Source organism: Pilimelia columellifera subsp. columellifera (assembly GCF_039532605.1).
GTDB classification, from domain to species: Bacteria; Actinomycetota; Actinomycetes; order Mycobacteriales; family Micromonosporaceae; genus Pilimelia; species Pilimelia columellifera.
Genome location: NZ_BAAARY010000005.1, coordinates 224,242 through 243,240 on the forward strand (window position 1 = coordinate 224,242; position 18,999 = coordinate 243,240).

The 18,999-nt window shown below is 71.1% G+C and carries 18 protein-coding genes; 14 read left to right on the plus strand and 4 right to left on the minus strand.

All coding sequences use genetic code 11. The features are described from left to right. Window positions 1-64: 64 nt before the first annotated feature. From ABD287_RS07765 to ABD287_RS07800, 8 genes are all read left to right on the plus strand, one after another. Window positions 65-814, plus strand: coding sequence for a methyltransferase domain-containing protein (locus tag ABD287_RS07765; protein WP_344170441.1), 750 nt, complete (start codon window positions 65-67; stop codon window positions 812-814). Further along, window positions 811-1,968, plus strand: a complete 1,158-nt coding sequence (locus ABD287_RS07770) for an acyl-CoA dehydrogenase family protein (protein WP_344170444.1) — start codon at window positions 811-813, stop codon at window positions 1,966-1,968. Before ABD287_RS07765 ends, ABD287_RS07770 begins: the two co-directional genes overlap by 4 nt. After that, window positions 1,962-3,005: a type III polyketide synthase gene (locus tag ABD287_RS07775; protein ID WP_425565522.1), complete on the plus strand. Its 1,044-nt coding sequence runs from the start codon at window positions 1,962-1,964 to the stop codon at window positions 3,003-3,005. The genes ABD287_RS07770 and ABD287_RS07775 overlap by 7 nt, the downstream gene beginning before the upstream one ends. A gap of 280 nt (window positions 3,006-3,285) precedes the next feature. Beyond that, complete coding sequence (locus tag ABD287_RS07780; RefSeq protein WP_344170450.1) at window positions 3,286-3,771, plus strand: CarD family transcriptional regulator; 486 nt, start codon at window positions 3,286-3,288, stop codon at window positions 3,769-3,771. A gap of 34 nt (window positions 3,772-3,805) precedes the next feature. Further along, window positions 3,806-4,546: a 2-C-methyl-D-erythritol 4-phosphate cytidylyltransferase gene (gene ispD / locus ABD287_RS07785; RefSeq protein WP_344170453.1), complete on the plus strand. Its 741-nt coding sequence runs from the start codon at window positions 3,806-3,808 to the stop codon at window positions 4,544-4,546. A 93-nt stretch (window positions 4,547-4,639) separates the two neighbouring features. Beyond that, a complete protein-coding gene (locus ABD287_RS07790; RefSeq protein WP_344170456.1) occupies window positions 4,640-5,449 on the plus strand; it encodes a hypothetical protein in 810 nt (269 codons plus the stop codon). Continuing rightward, window positions 5,446-5,919, plus strand: a complete 474-nt coding sequence (gene ispF, locus ABD287_RS07795) for a 2-C-methyl-D-erythritol 2,4-cyclodiphosphate synthase (protein WP_344170460.1) — start codon at window positions 5,446-5,448, stop codon at window positions 5,917-5,919. The genes ABD287_RS07790 and ispF overlap by 4 nt, the downstream gene beginning before the upstream one ends. A 69-nt stretch (window positions 5,920-5,988) precedes the next feature. Next, entirely contained in the window at window positions 5,989-7,041 is a 1,053-nt protein-coding gene (locus ABD287_RS07800; RefSeq protein WP_344170463.1) for a tetratricopeptide repeat protein, read from the plus strand. Between the two features lie 5 nt (window positions 7,042-7,046). On the opposite strand, the gene ABD287_RS07805 is transcribed toward ABD287_RS07800, so the two are convergent. Both ABD287_RS07805 and ABD287_RS07810 read right to left on the minus strand, forming a co-directional pair. Further along, complete coding sequence (locus ABD287_RS07805) at window positions 7,047-7,634, minus strand: hypothetical protein (RefSeq protein WP_344170466.1); 588 nt, start codon at window positions 7,632-7,634, stop codon at window positions 7,047-7,049. Between the two features lie 73 nt (window positions 7,635-7,707). After that, complete coding sequence (locus ABD287_RS07810; protein WP_344170469.1) at window positions 7,708-8,877, minus strand: homogentisate 1,2-dioxygenase; 1,170 nt, start codon at window positions 8,875-8,877, stop codon at window positions 7,708-7,710. Window positions 8,878-9,071: 194 nt separating this feature from the next. On the opposite strand from ABD287_RS07810, the gene ABD287_RS07815 reads away from it, so the two are divergent. The 4 genes from ABD287_RS07815 to ABD287_RS07830 all read left to right on the plus strand — a co-directional run bounded on the left by ABD287_RS07815 (window position 9,072) and on the right by ABD287_RS07830 (window position 13,992). After that, window positions 9,072-9,902 carry a hypothetical protein gene (locus tag ABD287_RS07815; protein ID WP_344170998.1) on the plus strand — a complete coding sequence of 277 codons (831 nt, stop codon included), beginning with the start codon at window positions 9,072-9,074 and terminating at the stop codon, window positions 9,900-9,902. A 20-nt stretch (window positions 9,903-9,922) separates the two neighbouring features. Continuing rightward, on the plus strand, window positions 9,923-11,119 hold the full coding sequence (gene fahA / locus ABD287_RS07820) for a fumarylacetoacetase (protein WP_344170472.1): 1,197 nt from the start codon (window positions 9,923-9,925) through the stop codon (window positions 11,117-11,119). Between the two features lie 55 nt (window positions 11,120-11,174). Then, a complete protein-coding gene (locus tag ABD287_RS07825) occupies window positions 11,175-11,657 on the plus strand; it encodes an SRPBCC family protein (protein WP_344170475.1) in 483 nt (160 codons plus the stop codon). 352 nt (window positions 11,658-12,009) lie between these two features. Then, window positions 12,010-13,992 (plus strand): RICIN domain-containing protein, encoded by a 1,983-nt coding sequence (locus tag ABD287_RS07830; protein ID WP_344170478.1) that lies wholly within the window; start codon window positions 12,010-12,012, stop codon window positions 13,990-13,992. 96 nt (window positions 13,993-14,088) lie between these two features. Here ABD287_RS07830 and ABD287_RS07835 read toward each other — a convergent pair whose 3' ends face one another. Further along, a complete protein-coding gene (locus tag ABD287_RS07835) occupies window positions 14,089-15,753 on the minus strand; it encodes a fumarate hydratase (RefSeq protein WP_344170481.1) in 1,665 nt (554 codons plus the stop codon). A gap of 11 nt (window positions 15,754-15,764) precedes the next feature. Then, on the minus strand, window positions 15,765-17,084 hold the full coding sequence (locus ABD287_RS07840; protein ID WP_344170484.1) for an outer membrane protein assembly factor BamB family protein: 1,320 nt from the start codon (window positions 17,082-17,084) through the stop codon (window positions 15,765-15,767). A 374-nt stretch (window positions 17,085-17,458) separates the two neighbouring features. Here ABD287_RS07840 and ABD287_RS07845 point away from each other — a divergent pair, with 374 nt between their 5' ends. Both ABD287_RS07845 and ABD287_RS07850 read left to right on the plus strand, forming a co-directional pair. Further along, window positions 17,459-17,920: a hypothetical protein gene (locus ABD287_RS07845; protein WP_344170487.1), complete on the plus strand. Its 462-nt coding sequence runs from the start codon at window positions 17,459-17,461 to the stop codon at window positions 17,918-17,920. Between the two features lie 116 nt (window positions 17,921-18,036). Next, on the plus strand, window positions 18,037-18,504 hold the full coding sequence (locus ABD287_RS07850; RefSeq protein WP_344170490.1) for a hypothetical protein: 468 nt from the start codon (window positions 18,037-18,039) through the stop codon (window positions 18,502-18,504). Window positions 18,505-18,999: the final 495 nt, after the last annotated feature.

Genomic DNA, 18,999 nt, shown 5'->3' on the forward strand with positions numbered 1-18,999 from the left:
GGTTCGGCGCCAGATGTCTGCGGGCTCTGTCGCGCGTCGTCGGTTCGTGACAGGCTGTCGTCCTATGCGGACCCTTACCCGCCGCCCTTCCCTGGAGTCCGGCCTCTCCGACGGCCGCCGCCGCAACGATCCACGTCAGTACGACGCGCACGCGGCTGACTGGTGGCGCCGGGGCGGCCCGTTCGCGGTGCTCCGTTGGCTGGCGGCGGCCCGGGCGGCCATGGCGCCCACGCCGCGTCGGGAGGGGGCGGTCCTGGTGGATGTCGGTTGTGGCGGCGGCCTGCTCGCCCCGTTCCTGCCGCCCGGCTACCTGCACATCGGCGTGGATCTGCGGGCCGCGTCCCTCACGGTGGCCGCCGGCCATGGGGTGCTGCCGGCGCAGGGCGACGCGGGCGCGTTGCCGCTGGCTTCCGGCTGTGCGGACGTAGTGGTCGCCGGAGAGATCTTCGAGCATGTCAACGACCTCGCCGCCGCCGTCGGCGAGTGCTGCCGGCTGCTGCGCCCTGGAGGCCTGCTCATCGTGGACACCCTCAACGACACCTGGCTGAGCCGTACGCTGACCGTCACGATCGGCGAACGACTGCCTCGGGTGCCGCGTGGTCTTCACGACCCGTCCCGCTATGTCTCGCCGCGGCTGCTGACCGCACTCTGCGCCCGCCACGGTGTCGACCTTCAGGTGACCGGCGCCCGTCCGACCCTCTGGCCGACGCTGCGCTGGTTGGCCAGCGGCGCCGACACCGGCCGGATCGTTCCCAGCCGCTGGACGACGGTGCTCTACCAGGCGGTCGGCGTGCGATCCGGGGGCCAGGCGTGACCGGCCCGGCGCAGCTCGCCGCGCGGCTGGCGCCCCGGTTCGCGGCGCGGGCGACCGGCTATGACCAGTCGGGGGCGTTCCCGACGGAGGACTTCGCCGACCTGGCCGCCGCCGGTCTGTTCGGCCTCATGGTCCCGACCCGGCTCGGGGGGATGGGGGCGGGTTTCGCTGAGTATGTCGAGGTCGCCTACGAGCTGGCCCGCGGCAGCGGGGCGTCGGCGTTGGTGTTCAACATGCACGCCTCGGCGACTGGCGCCCTGGCCGCGGTCACCGACGGGCTGGCCGAGGATCTGGGCATCCCGGCGGAGGCGTTGGCGGCCCGTGACGATCACCTGGCCGCCGCGGCGAAGGGCGCCTGGTACGCGGTCGCGATGAGCGAGCGCGGGGTCGGGTCGCGGCTCTCCCAGCTCAACACGGTTTACCGCCGGATCGGCGACGGATTCCAGATCACCGGCGAGAAGACGTTCTGCTCCGGCGCCGGCCACTGCGACGCCTACCTGGTCGCCGCCCGCAGCGCCGACGATCCGGCGGTCGTCTCGCAGTTTCTGGTGCCCGCCGACACCCCGGGGCTGACGGTGACGCCGACGTGGGACGCCCTGGGCATGCGCGCCACCTGCTCCCATGATCTGCGACTGGCGGCGACAGTCCCGTTCCGGACGCTGCTCGGCGGCGTCGAGGGCCTGGCGCTGGCGGTGGCGGGGTCGATGCCGCACTGGATGGTGGCCAGTTACGCGGCGGTCTACGTCGGGGTGGCCCGGGCGGCGGTCGACGCCGCGGTGGCGCACGTGGGCGATCGACCGGCCGGTCGGCTGCCGGCGGTACGGGCCCGGATCGGCCGGGCCGACGCCGCGGTCGCCGCCGCCGGCCAGGTGATCCGACAGGCGGCCCGCCGGGTCGACGCCGCCCCCGATGATCCGGAGACCCGCCGTTGGGTGTGGCGGGCCAAGCTGCTGGCCGGCGATACCGCGGCCGACGTCGCAGGGTCGATGCTGGCGGCCGCCGGCACGTCCGCGACGCGTCGGGGGAACCCGCTGGAGCGGCTGTTCCGGGACGCCCGGTGCGGGGCGTTGCAGCCAGCCACCTCGGATGTCTGCGCGGACTGGCTCGGGGTGGCGGCCATGGGCGGCGATCCGGACGCGGCGCAGCGATGGTGAGCCGGATCGCCGGCATCGGCGTCGCGCTGCCTCCGGCGGCTAGTCAGGACGATCTGTGGGAGGGCCATTTCAGTCGGCATTTCGGCGGGGCGTCCGGTCCGCTCGCCAAGCGGATCTTCGCCAACGCGGGGGTCCGGCGGCGTCAGGCGGCGGTGAGTCCGCTGTTGGAGGACGTCTCCGGCTGGTCCACCGAGCGACGGATGCGCCGCTACGCCGTGGAGGTCCTGCCGTTGGGGGCGCAGGCGGCGACCCGGGCGATGGCGGCCGCCGCTGTCGCGCCCGCTGACATCGGCTTGTTCGTGGTCTGTTCCTGCACCGGGTACGCCACTCCTGGGCTGGACACCCTGCTCGCCCGCGACCTCGGTATGTCGCCGGCGGCGCAGCGCCTGTTCGTCGGGCACATGGGCTGCTACGCGGCAGTGCCCGGCCTGGGCGCTGCGACCGACTTCGTCACCGCGCGCGGACGACCGGCCCTGCTGCTGTGCGCCGAGCTGACCAGCCTGCACGCCCAACCGGCGACGACCGACACGCAGCAGATCGTGGCCCACGCCCTCTTCTCGGACGCCGCCGCGGCCGCGGTGGTGGCGCCGGGCCCGGGGCCGGGCTACGCGGTGCTGGATGTCGCGGCCGTCACCGACACGGCGACATCTGAGTTGATGACCTGGACGGTGACCGACCTGGGCTTCCGGATGGGCCTTTCGCCACGGGTGCCCGATGTCCTCGCCGCGAACGTCGCTGATCTGGTCACTGACCTGTTGGGCCGTAACGGCCTTGAGGTGGTTGATGTCGACGGCTGGGCGGCGCATCCGGGGGGTCCGCGGATCCTCACCGTGGTCCAGGAGCGACTGGGGTTGTCGGCGGAGCTCCTGGCGGCCTCGCGTGGCGTCCTGAGTGATCACGGCAACTGTTCGTCACCCACCGTGTTGATGATTCTGGAAGCGTTGTGGCGGGGAGAGCGGCCGCCGCGGATCGTGGTGATGTTGGCTTTTGGGCCTGGCCTGACGCTCTATGCGGCGTTGTTGTCCTGGTCAGACTGAGCGGCGCGGGCTGAGCTGGGCGGTTAAGGATGTCGGTTATGTCATGCCCGGCTTTTCCGTCTTGGCAACTTTTATATGTGTCTAGGTGGCATATCCCTCTGGTGCGACGGTCTCGTGTTCGGTTCGTTACATATGGTGACGAGAATGGTCGATGGCCTTCTTGTCAAGGTGGAGCAACGCGGCTCACATGTGCTCTGAGCTGCATATACGGCCTGCGTCTCGGCGGGACACGCGTCTCGGAGCGTGTTACCCTAGACACAGCGAAAGGGGTTTCGAACCTATGGTTTTCAGTGTCGGCGAGACCGTTGTTTACCCCCACCACGGGGCCGCACTCATCGAGGCAATCGAGACCCGGGTCGTCAAGGGCGAGGAAAAGCTGTACCTCGTCCTCAGGGTCGCCCAAGGCGACCTGACGGTGCGGGTGCCCGCCGAGAACGCCGAGATCGTCGGCGTTCGTGAGGTCGTGGGCGAGGAAGGCCTGACCGCGGTCTTCGACGTGTTGCGCGCACCCCACACCGAGGAGCCGACCAACTGGTCGCGTCGGTACAAGGCGAATCTCGAAAAGCTCGCGTCGGGCAATCCGCTCAAGGTCGCCGAGGTCGTTCGCGACCTGTGGCGTCGTGAGCGTGAGCGCGGGCTGTCGGCCGGTGAGAAGCGAATGCTCGCGAAGGCCCGCGACATTCTCGTCGGCGAGGTCGCGCTCGCCGAGAAGAGCACCAAGGACGAGGCCGAGATTCTGCTCGACAAGGTTCTCACCGAGGCCTGAGCGGTCGTTCATCGTCATATCGCGAGACGTTCACATGACCCGCGACGTCACCACGCCGGATAGCGGCGGCGGTGACGTCGCGGTCGTCATTCCGGCGGCGGGCCTCGGTCTGCGGCTGGGCGGCGGCACGCCCAAAGCGCTGCGCGAGATCAACGGGGAGTCGATCCTCCGACGGGCTGTGCGTACGGCAGCCGCCGCGCCGTCAGTCGCCCTCGTCGCCGTCGCGGCGCCGGCGGACCGGGTTGAGGAGGTCGTCGCGCTGGTGGCCGGCGTTTCCGGGGCGCGCATACGGGTCGTGGCGGGCGGCGCCTCGCGCCAGTCGTCGGTGGCGGCGGCGCTCGCCGCGGTCGTCGAGGCCTTGCCGATTGTTCTCGTGCATGACGCCGCCCGCGCGCTGGCGCCGGCATCACTGTTCGAGCGGGTCGCTGCCGCGGTCCGCGACGGCGCGGAGGCGGTCGTTCCGGTCCTCCCGGTCGCCGACACGATCAAGCGGGTGTCGACGCCGGATCGCGTGGCCGGCACCGTCGATCGGGCCGAACTGCGCCGGGTACAGACCCCGCAGGGTTTCGCCGCCTCGCTGTTGCGGACCCTGCACGCCGGTGCGGGCGCCGAACTCACCGACGACGCGGGACTTGTCGAGGCGGCCGGCGGCGCGGTGCGGTGCGTTCCCGGTGATGAGTTGGCCTTCAAAGTCACGACCCCGTTCGACCTGCGGATAGCCCAGGCGCTGGCCGGCGGGACGACACATCCGACGACGGGGCCGCCAGCCGAGTGAAGCTGCCAGCCGGCCAAGGCGCGTTGAACGAAAACCTACTTCTGATCCCTTAACGTTCGATCACTTACGCGATCAACCGTTAAGGGAGTCCTTGTGTCAGGGACGGGTTCACTATTGTCGCCGCGTTGGTCACTCGCGGCGCTGACGACAGCCGTGGTCGGCCTGGCGGCCTGCCCCGCCAGCGCCGCGCAGGTCGCAGCGCCGATCCCGCCTGTGGCCACCGGGCGGCCGGCCGCGACGCCGGTGTCGCCAGCGGCTGCCGGGTCGGTCGACGTGTCGGCGAACACCGTCCAGATCAACGGACGGGTCTGGCACGACGAGGACGGTGACGGGCGCCAGGGCGACGGCGAGCCGGGCGTCGGGCGTGCGCCTGTCGTCGCGGTGAGCATCGTCGGGGTCTTCGAGCTGAGCCGTGGCGATGCCCGGTTGCGCCGCGCCCAGGATCGCGCGCGCGAGGCGTTACTCGGCGGCAGTGTCTCCCCCAGCGGGGACGCCGGCGCCGACGACTTCGGCATGGACCTGGCCTTCGACGTCACCGGCGATGCTGGACGCTACGAGCTTGCGGTGGACCCCGGGCTGACATTTGTCGCCGTTGGCCTGTTCGCCTTCGGCGGCCCGGAGGAGCCGCAGTGGACGTTGACCCGCCCCGGCGCCGGCAGCAACCTGCGCAGCGACTCGGACTTCTACCCGGTCGAGGAAGACGGCCCGCCGCTGCTGGGATTCGCCGCGCCCAGGTTCACCGAGGCTGGGCAGCGCCTTCAGCTCGATGCCGGCTTCCAGCCGCTCCTGGCGGTCACCGGCGGCCGGATCGGTCCGATCCTGCGTTGGGGGTTGGTGTCAGTGTTGGCTGGCGTCGCCTTGCTGCTGATCGGGCGCCAGTGGCGTCGTAGGCTTCCTGGGTGATCGTTCCGAGGGTGGGCCTGGGCACTGATGTGCATGCGTTCGACCCGGGCAGCCCGTGTTGGGTGGCTGGGCTGCTCTGGCCCGGCCAACCGGGTCTGGCCGGGCACTCCGATGGCGACGTCGCCGCCCACGCGGCCTGCGACGCTCTTCTGTCGGCCGCTGGGCTGGGTGACCTGGGCAGCAACTACGGCACCGACCGTCCAGAGTGGGCCGGGGCGGCCGGGGTGGCCCTCCTCGGCGAGACGGCCCGTCGGGTTCGCTCCGCCGGCTACGAGATCGGCAACGTGTCGATCCAGGTCGTCGGTGTGCGACCCAGGATCGGACAGCGGCGCGACGAGGCCCAGCGGGCCCTGAGCGCGGCGGTGGGCGCCCCGGTGGCCGTGTCCGGGACAACGACGGACGGCCTCGGGCTGACGGGTCGGGCCGAGGGGCTGGCGGCGATCGCCGTCGCCATGATCGTGGCTCGGTGAGTGGGCGCCGGGCGTCGCTGTCGGAGTGGGGCGAGCGCCGGCTCCGGTCGGCGCTCTAGGCTGGCGGTGATGTCCAACAGTTCCGCACACGAGCACGACGCCACCCCCGAGCAGCTGGTGCAGCGGGCGGCGCTCTTCGCCGACCTGGGCCGTTACGACGACGCCGTCGTCGAGCTGGGCGAGGCGTTGGCCGGACGGCCAGGTTTCGTCCCGGCGTTGACCCTGCTTGCCAGGGTTCAGCTGGCGGCCGAGCGTCCGGCGGAGGCGCTGACCGCCGCCGAGGACGCGATCGGAGCGTCCGGCGAGCCGCCGGCCGAGCTGGTGGGCGTCCGGGCGATGGCCCTTGTCGACCTGCGGCGTTTCGACGAGGCCGCCGCGGTGGCGGCCGGCCTGCTCAGCCGGGCGCCGGACGACCTGAGCTGCATGATCCTCGGCGCGGCGATCCTGGCCGAGTCCCGTAACGGCCAGGCCGCCTTGGACGCCGCCTGGCGGGCCGTCCAACAGGATCCGGACGCCGCCGACGCGCACCTCGTACTCGGCCTGGTCGCGGCCAGGCTGGGACAGTTCACCCTCGCCGAGCAGGCGTACCGCGAGGCGATCGAGAGGGACCCGCGGTTGGCGCGGGCGCACGAGGACATCGGCGTGATCCGGTTGGAACAACGCCGTTACGTGGTCGCCCTGGCCGATCTCGCGGACAGCGCCGCCGTGGGCGGCCTGGCCAGCTCCCGGGGCGCGGCCCCGGCGGGTTGGGCCGGCGGGCGTCCGCTGGACGCGCTGCGGCGGCTGATCTACCTGGCGGTGGGGTTCGACGTCATCGCGCCCACCCTGGTGGGGTACATGGTCGTCCGAAGCGGCGACACCGCACGGATGCTCGGCGCCGTCCTCGGTGGGCTCGGACTGGTGATCCTGTTCGGCGCCGGGGCGCGTCTGTCGCGGGCGTCCGGCCGGGAGGTGGCCGCCGCGCTTGGCGCCGACCGGCTGCTCCGCGCCGCCGTCGTCGGCGCGGCGCTTGGCCCGGTGGCGCTGCTGGCCTACGCGGCGACCGGGACGCCGTGGGCGCTGGCGGCCGGGCTGGCCGGCGGGTTCCTCGCGCTCGCCGCGGTGGCGGCGCCGAGGCGGTGACGGGCTCAGCCCTGGCCGAAACCCACGACCTTCCCGTCGCGCAGTTCCAGGTTGATCCGGTTCTCCACGTACTCCCTGGTGACCGGGATGCTGACGCCGTCAACCTCCACGACCCGCACGATCTTGTCATCGGCGCGTGCGGCGGCGTCGGCCTGCGTCAGCGTCATCCCGGTGAGGCCCAGCGGGTCCGTTCCAGCGTCGGGCCCGACAGCGGTCACCGGCGTCTCCGTGCCTGGGGCGGGTTTGGTCATACCTACCGTGGTCTCCGGGCCGGGGAGGGGCCCGGCGACGTGCGGGCGGTTGACCGCGACAGACTCGGTGGCGGGCGTCTGGCCGCTGGAGGGCGCCGGCGCGTCGGCCGGGGCGAGCCACAGGGCGCCGGCGGTGGCGAAGGTGACGGCGCCGGCCACGGTGACGAAGCCCCACTGCGCCGGGCGGCCGCGCACCGCCCGCGCCACCGCCCGCGCGATCGCCGTGACCGACGGCGCGCCGGTCGGCTGGCTGACGGTCGGGGGGCCGGCGAGGGCTTGCGGGCCACTTGCCTGGACGGAGACGGTCGGCTGGGTCTGTCTGGTGGTGTCGTCGGCAGTCATGACGGTATGACTGCCGACGACACCGCGCCGTTCCCCATACGGTGGCGTTCGTCGATCGACAGGGCGTTGCCGGCTACTCCGGGCGGCGGTTCCAGGTCCAGGCGTATGCCTCATCTTCGCAGGCCAGCGCGGGTCCGCACAGGTCCAACGGCCGGAACGTGTCGACCATGACGGCCAGCTCGTCGAAGAAGTCCATGCCGATCGAACGCTCTACCGCGCCGGGCTGCGGGCCGTGGGTGAAGCCGGACGGGTGCAGCGAGATCGAGCCCTGCTCGATGCCGGAGCCGCGTCGGGCCTCGTAGTTGCCGCCGGTGTAGAACATCATCTCGTCGGAGTCGACGTTGTGGTGGTTGTACGGCACGGGGATCGCCAGCGGGTGGTAGTCGACCTTGCGGGGAACAAACGAGCAGATGACGAAGTTCGGGCCCTCGAACGTCTGGTGCGCCGGCGGCGGCTGATGGATACGTCCGGTGATCGGCTCGAAATCGTGGATCGAGAACGCCCACGGGTAGAGCATGCCGTCCCAGCCGACGACGTCGAACGGGTGGTTGACGTAGGTGTGTTTCGTCCAGCCGCGGCGGTGCTGGACGAGCACCTCGACGTCGGTCTCGTCGACCTGGATCAGCTCCTGCGGGCCGCGGATGTCGCGCTCGCAGTAGGGGGAGTGCTCCAGGAACTGTCCGCGCTTGGACAGGTACCGCCGGGGCGGCCCGATGTGCCCGGTCGCCTCGATGGCCAGGACGCGGGTGGGCGCGGCGCCGGTGGGGACGACCCGATAGATCACCGAGGTGGGAATGATGACGTAGTCGCCGGCGCCGACGTCCATGACGCCGAAGCTCGACTCGATTCGGGCCGTGCCGGCCTCGATGTAGAGGCACTCGTCGCCGACGGCGTTGCGGTACAGCGGCGAGGCGGTGTCGGCGGTGACGTACGAGATTTGGATGTCGTCGTTGGCGAGCAGGCGCTGGCGGCCCAGAACGGCGTCGACGCCGGTAGCGTCCAGCTTGTGGGTGACCAGGTGGCGCGGCTTGAGCGGCAGGTTCGGTGTGCGGTTCCACGCCGTGGGCTGGAACGCCTCGGCGGCGCTGATGGCGGTGGGCGCGTGGCGGTGGTAGAGCAGGGACTGGTCGGAGGAGAAGCCCTCCTGGCCCATCAGCTCCTCGGCGTACAAGCCGCCTTCGGGTCTGGGGAACTGGACGTGCCGTTTGGACGGCACCTCACCGACGCTGCGGTAGTACGGCATCGCTCGCCTCCGGATCGCGGTACGGGAGTGAGCGGCCCGACGGCGCCGGCCGTCCGGGATGTGTCCGATAATCGGACGTTGTTGTCCGCTCTCTGTAGCGTCTACTAAGTTCTCTGTCTGTGTCAACGTCGCGCACCAACGCCGTCCCGGACGCCGCCGCCACCCCCGCGCCGCCCCGTCGGCCCATCCCCGCCATGCTGGCCGGGCTCGTCGACGACGCCGCGGTGTTCCCGCCCGGGAGCGCCCCGCTGCCCGCCGCCGTCACCGGACACCGCGTCTACCGCGCCGCCTGGTACGCCGACCTCGTCGGCCCGTTGCTGCTGCCCGCCTCGGCGCTCACGGCCGCCGCCGACCTGCTGCAACCCGACGAGACTGTGGAGATCGGCCTCGTCGGCGACACCGGCCTCGGCGCGCTACCTGGCGCTCTCGACAACGCCGATCCCCGGCTGCGGGTGCGTCAGGTCGAGATCCCGGTGGCCAAACGCGGCGAGGACCCACAGCCCGGACTGGCTACCCTGACCGACGCGCTCAGGGCCCGCGCCGGCCTGCTCGGTTACGCCGAGATCCCGCTGGCCACCGGTCTGCTGCGGGCGCTGGACACCGTCGCCGCCGCCCGCGCCGGCGGACTGCCGGTCGCCCCCAAGTTCCGCACCGGGGGCCTTGCCGCCGAACTGTTCCCCACCCCGGTCGAGCTGGCCGCGGTCATCTGCGCCTGCCGCGACCGCGGGCTGCCCTTCAAGCTCACTGCCGGACTGCACAACGCCCTACGGCACACTGACCCCGAGACCGGGTTCACCCACCACGGATTCCTCAACGTCCTGGTGGCCGCCGCGCTGGCCTGTCGCGGTGGGGAGGTCGACGAGATCGCCGAGGTGCTCGCCGGCACGGACCCCGCCCCGTTGGCCGCCGCGATCAACGACCATCTTGGCGGCGAACGTCCGCTGTGGGTGGGCTACGGCTCGTGCAGCGTCATCGAACCGCTGGACGACCTCATCGCGCTCGGACTCATCGAGCGCCCCGCCTGACCCGTACGAGAGGAACACCCATGCTTGACCTGACCGGCCCGTACGGGATCCACCACCTGCCCTACGGCGTCTTCGCCCACGACGACGAGGCGCCCCGGGTCGGGGTGCGCATCGGCGACGACGTGCTCGACCTCGCCGGCGTCGAGGCCGTCGGTCTCATCGACTCCGCCGGGGCGTTCGGCGCCCCCACCCTCAACCCGTTCCTGGCCCAGGGGCGCGCCGCCTGGGCGGCAGCCCGCGCCCGGATCACCGAACTGCTGCGCGACCAGTCCGACCGTCTCGACGGCCTGCTGCACCCGGTCGCCGAGGTGACCCTGTCCATGCCGTTCGCCGTCGGGGACTACGTCGACTTCTACTCCTCCGAGCACCACGCGACGAACCTGGGCAAGCTGTTCCGGCCCGGCGCCGAGCCGCTGCTGCCGAACTGGAAGCACCTGCCGATCGGCTACCACGGCCGCTCCGGCACCGTCGTGGTGACCGGCGCCGACATCGTCCGGCCGTGTGGGCAGCGCAAGGCGCCCACCGACGAAGCCCCGTCGTTCGGGCCGTCGACTCGCCTGGACATCGAGGCCGAGCTGGGCTTCGTCGTCGGCGTGCCGACCGGGCTCGGCCAGCGGGTCAGCGTCGACGACTTCGCCGAGCACGTCTTCGGCGTGGTGCTGGTCAACGACTGGTCCGCCCGGGACATCCAGGGCTGGGAGTACCAGCCGCTCGGCCCGTTCCTGGGCAAGTCGTTCGCCACCTCGGTGGCCGGCTGGGTGACCCCGCTGGACGCGCTCTCCGCCGCCTGGGTCGAGCCGCCGGCCCAGGAGCCGGCCGTCCTGCCGTACCTGACCGGCAGCGTCAACCAGGGCCTGGACATCACCATGACCGTCGAGTGGAACGGCACGGTGGTGTCCCGCCCGCCGTTCGCGCCGATGTACTGGACGCCGGCCCAGCAGCTCGCCCACCTGACGGTCAACGGCGCCTCGGTCCGCACGGGCGACCTCTACGCCTCCGGCACCGTATCCGGACCCGACCGCGACCAGTGGGGCTCGTTCATCGAGCTGACCTGGGGTGGCGCGGAGCCGGTCACGGTCGGCGAGGACAAGGCCGAGCGGACCTTCCTGCGCGACGGGGACACCGTGACCATCACCGCCGCCGCTCCCGGACCGGACGGCACGGTCATCGGTCTCGGTGAGGTGACCGGCACGATCCTGCCCGCGATCGGGGGCTGATCCCGCTAGCGTGGTCCTCGGCCCGGCGCAGCGACCGGGCCGAGGAGGCTGCCCGATGTCGACGACCGTCGTCACCCAGTTCGTGGCCGCGCCCGCAGACCGGGTCTGGGGCCTGCTCGTCGACCTCGGGTCGCGCTCCGCATGGCTGTCGACCGTGGACGCTGTGGAGTTGGTGACCCCGCCGCCGTTCGCCGCCGGGGCGATCTGGCGCGAGACCCACCGGATGCCCGAAGGCGACCCGGTCGCCGAGGAGTTCCATGTCGAGTCCTGCGAGCCCGGGCGCCGGTTCGTGGTCACCTCGCCCGGGCGGGGCGCCGACTACCGCACCACCTACGCCGTCACGCCGGTGACCGCGGGGCGGCACCGGGGCGGGACGCTCGTCGCCGTTGAGCAGGAGGGACACCCCCGTAGCCGGGGCGGTCGGGTGCTTGAGGTGGTCCTCGGGGGGCTTGCGGCGCGTACCGCCGAGGGCGCGATCCGGCAGGAGCTGGCGGACCTCGCGGCCGCCGCCGAGTCCGCCGGAAGCCGGCGCCGTTGACGTGAGGCGGCCTGCCTCTGGTGGCGAACGTCTCATGTATACAGCGATCTTCGTCATTGGCTGTCGGCTATCGGGCACCAAATCCCTCTCATGTCGACTAGCGTTCCTGTTCATCGAGCTGTCGACCATCTTCAATTGTCCGTCCCGCGAGCACGCGCGTCTGACGATGCTCCAGTCCGAACGTCGGGTGTCCGGAGTGATGCGTGGGCGTGGAAGTTCCGAAACGTCGGTCGACGGCGCTACCGGGACAGCCATCCGGATCCCGGTCCGGGCGACATCGACGTGAGAAGGAAGAGCGCAGTTGACTACCCCTCTGAATAGGTTGTTCGCCGCATCGGTCATGTCCGCATCAATGATCACTGGTTTGGCGGTGGCGCCGGGCGTCGCCGCCGCGTCCCCACTCGGCACGGCAGGTGCGCAGCTCGACGCCTCGACCGAGGCGAAGAAGAAGGCCGCGGCTGTCATCGGCTGGACGGTCGACGGCGAGGCTGGGCTGCCCGACAGAGAGTTCCTCACGATCCTGTGGGAGAAGGCTCACGAGAGCTACAACGCCGCCGTCAAGGCCAAGGCGCGCGAGGCGCTCGATGACAAGATCGACCCGGCCGGCGCCGCGGCACGGTTCATCGAGTCCGGGATCCACGCCGCCAACGAGGCGGACGTCGAGCGGCGGACCAGGCGCGTCGAACTGGATCGGCAACGGCTGGGCGCGGCGATGGCGGTGGGCTGGATTCCGGCCAACGACGGCGACCGGCAGACGATGTTGTCCGCCAGCCTCGCCGGTTTCGTCCGTTCTCTCGGGCAACGCGCCGAGGCGGGAAGCTTCGCCCGGGCTGCGGCCGAAGCGGCGCAGGAGGACGGCGCCACCGACAAGGACCTTCTGGCGCTCATCGCCACCGGGTTCGGTGAAGCCGCGGCGAAGGACCGCGAGAAGAAGATCGCGGACGGGAAAGCCGACGAGGTGCAGAAGCAGGAGGCTGAGCGTCTTCGGGACGGTAAGCGGTCCGCGATCGTCGTGGCGCTTCAGCGCGCGGCGACGCCGTACGAGGTGAACGACCTGGCCGTCCGGGAGTTGATCTACAAGATCAAGACTGAGGCAACGGGGCGGTCGGTCAAGGTCGCCGCCAACAACGCCTACCTCGGCGACGGCCCCGCGGAGTGGGAGACCTTCGTCTTCGTCGGAGTGCACCTGGCGCGCGCCGCCGACCTCGACGAACGGGACCGCGCGGACGCGGCGGCCACCGAGCGACAGATCCGCGAACTCCTCACGAACGCCGTCCGCGACCGGTACCAGCCGGCGATGGCGCGGGCGGCCAAGGAGGCGCTCGGCAGCAGCATCAAGGAGCGTGAGCTCTTCCTCATCGACGGTGTCGAGGACGCCGCCGCCCAGGACCGCGTCCAGCCCGGCGGCGGCAAGACGGTCCTGCTCCAACTGGCCGGCGCCGGGCGGTGCGTGCAGGTCATCGGCGCGGTGGACAAGCCGGACGTCGGTGGGAACGCCGCCGGCGCGAGGATGGAGTTGGGCGACTGCGCCGACCCGGAAACCCGCCAGCGCTGGACGCTGGTGGCGGTCGCCGGCAGCAAGTTCAAACTGCGCGCCGCCTCCAACTCGAAGATGTGCGCTGAGGTGCCCCAGGCATCGATCGACACCCGCAACGCCGAGATCGCCCAGGCCGTCTGCGGAGACGCCCCTGCCCAGCAGTGGAAGTTCACACCCCGGGCAGACGGCACGTACGAGCTGGTCAACGTCGCCAGCGGGAAGGTCATCACGCCCAGGGGCGGCAAGTCCGACCGGGGCACCAGGATCGTGCAGGATAACAGCAGCCAGGCGCGCTACCAGCAGTGGCGACTCATCGATCCGACCCACGTCATCGGCGCGATGAGTCCGCCGGAGGGCGTCGTCCGGGTCAAGGCTCAGCAGGCGAGGCGCTGTCTCCAGCCGGTGGGCCCGATCGACAAGCCGAACGCCGGCGGGCTTGCCGTCGGCGCCCCCATGGAGATCCGGGACTGCGGCTCCGGGAAATCGCAGACCTGGGAGGCTGAGTCGATCCAGGGTAACCAGTTCGCGCTGGTCAACCGGGCCTCCAGCCTCTGCCTGAACGTGTCGGGATCACGGATCGACGACGGCATCGTCCCGATCCAGGCCAGGTGCAACACCGCGCCCGCGCAGATGTGGGTGCTCATGGCCACGACCGACGGTTTCCGCCTCCGTAGCGCCCTGCACGGCAAGTACCTCGAAGCCAAGGAGGGCTGGACCGCCAACGGCACTCCGGTGCAACAGTGGGGTTTCAGCACCGAGATGCGGCAGTGGTGGCAGGCCGTTCCGGTGACAGACTGAGTCCACTCGGCGACTGGGTCAGGGACGCGATGATCGTCTGATCGCGGCCCTGACCCAGTTCCTACATGGGCTGCGGCGACCCGTCGGGCCGCCGCCCTATCGGCGGCCGATCGTCAACGTCGGAACGGTGGTCTCGGCGAAGAAGTCGTTGCCCTTGTCGTCCACGACGACGAAGGCGGGGAAGTCCTCGACCTGGATCTTCCAGACCGCCTCCATACCCAGCTCCGGGTATTCGAGCACCTCGACGCTCTTGATGCAGTCCTGGGCCAGCCGCGCCGCCGGGCCGCCGATGGAGCCCAGGTAGAAGCCACCGTGCTCCTGGCACGAGGCCGTCACCTGCGCGGAGCGGTTGCCCTTGGCGAGCATGACGTGCGAGCCGCCGGCCGCCTGGAACCTCTCCACGTAGGAGTCCATCCGGCCGGCGGTGGTGGGGCCGAAGGAGCCGGACGCGTAGCCCTCGGGGGTCTTGGCGGGGCCGGCGTAGTAGACGGCGTGGTCGCGCAGGTACTGCGGCATCGGCTCGCCGGCGTCGAGGCGTTCGGCGATCTTCGCGTGGGCGATGTCGCGGGCGACGACGAGCGGACCGGTGAGCGAGAGCCGGGTCTTGACCGGATACCGGGACAGCTCCGCCCGGATGTCGGCCATCGGCCGGTTGAGGTCGACCCGGACGACGTCGCCGCCGGACAGTGACGCGTCGGTGACGTCGGGCAGGTAGCGGGCCGGATCGGTCGCCAGCTTCTCCAGCCACACACCCGATGGTGTGATCTTGGCGATGGCCTGTCGGTCGGCTGAGCAGGACACGGCGATGGCCACCGGGCAGGACGCTCCGTGCCGGGGCAGCCGGATCACGCGCACGTCGTGGCAGAAGTACCGGCCGCCGAACTGGGCGCCGATGCCGAAGTCGCGGGTGAGCTGGAGAACCTGCGCCTCCAGCTCGATGTCGCGAAAGCCGTGACCGGTCAGGTCGCCGCCGGTGGGCAGACCGTCCAGATACTTCGCCGACGCGTACTTGGCGGTCTTGAGAGCGAACTCGGCGCTGGTGCCGCCGATGACGACGGCCAGGTGGTATGGCGGGCAGGCGGCGGTGCCGATGAGGCGCAGCTTCTCCTCCAGGAACTGCATCATCCGCGTCGGGTTCAGCAGCGCCTTGGTCTCCTGGTACAGGTACGACTTGTTGGCCGAGCCGCCGCCCTTGGCCATGAACAGGAACTTGTACGCGTCGGGGTGCCCGCCCGGATCGTCGGCGTACAGCTCGATCTGGGCAGGCAGGTTGCTGCCGGTGTTGCGCTCGTCCCACATGGTGATCGGAGCGAGCTGCGAGTAGCGCAGGTTGAGCCTGGTGTACGCCTGGTAGACGCCGCGGGCGATGGCCGCTTCGTCGCCGCCGTCGGTGAGGACGTGCCGGCCGCGCCTGCCCATCACGATCGCGGTGCCGGTGTCCTGGCACATCGGCAGCACGCCGCCGGCGGCGATGTTGGCGTTGCGCATCAGGTCGAACGCGACGAACCGGTCGTTCGCCGACGCCAGCGGGTCGTCGATGATCGACCGCAGCTGGGCCAGGTGCGCCGGGCGCAGGTAGTGCGCGATGTCGTGCATCGCCTCGGCGGTGAGCTGGGTGAGCACGGCCGGCTCGACGGTGAGGAACCGCCGACCGCCGGGGCCCTCGACCACGTCGAGGCCCTCGTCGGTGATCAGGCGGTACTCAGTGGTGTCGTCGCCCAGGGGAAGCAGGGGGGCGTACGCGAATTCGCCGGCGCTCATAAGGAGCCAGCTTATTCCCGGTCGGGTCGGGTGGCGAAACGGGCATACCCGAACTCGCGGCCGTCGGTCAGGAACAGGCCGGCGGGCCCGACAGCTGACACTTTCGCCGCGCTGCGGAGCTCCAGCAGGACGGTCCCGGAGCCTGGATCGAGCGCGACGACGGTGTCGCTGTCCGGGTCGACGAGCAGCGCCATGCTCCCCACGAGCGCCGCCTGCGTCGTGGCCGCTACCTCCCGGGACCAGGCTGCTCGGTTCCGACCGAGCGCCACCCCGCTGATCCGGCGGCCGTCGTGGGAGCGGATCAGGGCGTGCCGGTCGCCGGCGGCGGCGACGCGTTCACGGCCGTCCGCGGTCCAGACAGCCCGTCCGTCGTAGGCGTCGATGAGCAGCTCGCGCCCGTCGGGCGAGACCGCCACCAGGACGTTGCCTCCGCCAGCGGGGTCCTCGCGTTGGACACAGCCGCTGGGGGCGGTGCGCAGGTTGAGGGTTTCGTCAGCCCACGCCTCCTGCTCCGTGGCGGGGTCGGTGGCCCGGGTGTGGAAGTAGCAGCCGCCGTCGCGGGAGCGCGCCGCCACCCGGATCAGTCGGCCGCCGGCGAGAAGGACCCGTTCGTCTGGTCCTGCCGGGGTGTCGCGGACGAGCCGACCGTTGGCGGTGTCGACAACCTGAACCCGGTCGTCGAACGGGAAGCCCAGCATGCGGGGCATCGGGGCGGGCCCGCCGGCGTCTGGGGCGACGCGGGGCACGGTGAGTGTGGCCGCCGCCGGCAGCGGCGGATTGTCGGCGAACATGATGAAGTCGACGCTCGGCAGCGGCACCCGCCAGAGCGGGCCGCCGCCCCGGGTGGGCCACGCGGTGAGCGCGCAGCCGGTGTCGCCGTCGACGCAGCCGGCGTCGACCACGGCGTCGCGGAAGGTCCAGACGGCGACGGCGCGGGTGTCCCGGCGCAGTGTGCGACCGTCGCCGGGATGTAGCACCTCATAGCCTTTGACCAGCAGTTTTCCGGTGACGATCGCCGACCTGCGACCGGCGCCGGCCGGGGCGGCCCAGTCGGCCTTGCGTTTCCACAGACGGCGGCCGTCGGCTGTGGACCGGGCCTCGACCGACGTGCGGTGCTCGATCATGACGGCGTCCCCGGTGACGGTCACGCCGCGCGGGGCGCCGCCGAGGCGCTGCTGCCAGACGACCTTCGGGGTGGCCAGCTCCTGGCTGGTGTTGACCCAGCGCCAGGCGGCGGGGAACGGATTCCACACGCCGGTGAGCGCCAGAACGATGACGATGATCGCTGCGAGGGTGAGGTAGCACTTCACACAAGGTCGGCCGCGTGCCACGGCGGCCACAATAGCGGTGGGTGGCACGGTTGCAAGTCAGCCCGATATGCCCGTGTCATTCGGCTCATTAGAGGGGCTTTTGGCCGGACCGGCGTTCAGCCCTTGTCGGGGTAGCGGGCAGGCCGCGTCGCCCGCGTCGGCGGCCACCGGCGGCGGCACCGGGTCGCCGGCGCCGCCTCGACCATGGCCACCTGGCGCCACCGGTAGGGAGGCGATGACTGTTCGGCCACGGCGAGTCCCACGATCCGGGTCCCTAGCTGAAAAAATGATCATCCGCAGCCTTCCCGCGAACCTGTCCCTGGCCGCTGGGTTCGCCGTGGGCGTTGCTGCCGTGGCTGTGGCGACGCCGCCCGAGCGGCACGGTGTAGCGAACCTTGACCGGAGCGACACGCTGCGACGCCGATGCCGAGGGTGCGGCCTCGCTGGCGTCGGCCGACCTGGTGATCGCCCGCGTCTATGACGGGACCAGCTACAGCGGCAGCTCGCTGACGTTCGTCAAGTCGAGCTCGCGCACCGCCGGCTACGACAACGAGGTGCAGTGGGACGACCTGAGGAGCACCTCCGGCGGGAACTGGAACGACCGGATCACCTCGGTGCGCGCCTATGAGCGGTGCGACGTCAAGCTCGTCCAGAACATCCGGTTCGGCGGCTCGTCCCTCCACCTGGATCGGCGGCGCCGCGAACCTCGCTACGATCGGCGACGGCTGGAACAACTGGGCCAGTTCGATCAAGGTTCCCGAAACGGTGGTCGGGGCGGAACGTCAGCCGGGTCCGCCCCGCCCGTCGCGGCGTCGTGGCCCCGAGCGCGGCCGCCCCACGGCACCGCTCTCCGGTAGGCGGGCCGACGAGCCCGGCGTCGAGACCGACAACACCTGCCGTGCTTGTTAAATTGTCGGCAGGCCCGGACTGAATTGTCAGAGTATTTGTCCCGCCGAAAGGGGTTGGGGAGGCCGTGACCCCGTTCGGTCTCAGCCTCCCCAACGATTCGGGACTTTCAGTTGCCGCCCTGGACCACCGTCAGATCGACGTTTCGCAGGTTAACGTCTCCGGCATTGGCGATCGCGGAGTTCCGGCAGGTGTTGACGTCGCCGCGGGTGTAGCTGTTCTGCAGGTAGTTGATGCAGCTGGCGATTGCCGTCGCGTCACCACCGGAGATACGGATGCTGGCGTTGTTGTTGGTGCGGCCGTACCAACTCCCGCCGCCGTGGCCGTAACCGCCGCCGCCGTGGCCGCCGTAACCGCCGCCGCCGTGGCCGCCGTAACCGCCGCCGCCGTGGCCGCCGTAACCGCCGCCGCCGTGGCCGCCCCGACGAACAGGCTCACGTTTCGCAGGTTCACGTCGCCGGCGTTGGCGACTGCGAAGTTGTCACAGGAGTTGGAGCTGGCCCGACGACCGGCGATGATGCTGTTGCGCGCGTAGTTGACGCACTCCGCCAGGGCCGTCGCGTTGCCGCCCGTCAGCCGGATGGATGCGTCATTGAACGACGGTTCCGAGGCGGCCGCCGGCCCCGCGATGGCGGTCAGTCCCATGGCTGCCGCCGAAGCGATGGTGAGGGCGCGCACAGAATTACGCATGATGAGATGCCTCCGAGTTGTCTAGCTCGCGCCAAGCGCGGCTGCGTTCATTCGTGAATCGGGTCCGGGTGGGCCCCGCACGACCCGCGAAAGCATATGCCCGAAGAAGCCACCGGTAGCAAGGCCCGTAACACAGATGGCTACTTTTTGACTCTTACGGATTGCGATAGCCCGCATGTCGTGGGGAATCGACAAGCGCCGGTAGGCTTAATCGACCGCCGGCAGCCGACGAAGAAGAGTAAACGCCGGAATCTGTCGCCTGAGTGTTGTAAGGCAGTTGCCTGGGCGTCGAGCTCGCGGGACGACCGGTAGCGACCGTGACGGTGTCACCGGGGGTGGT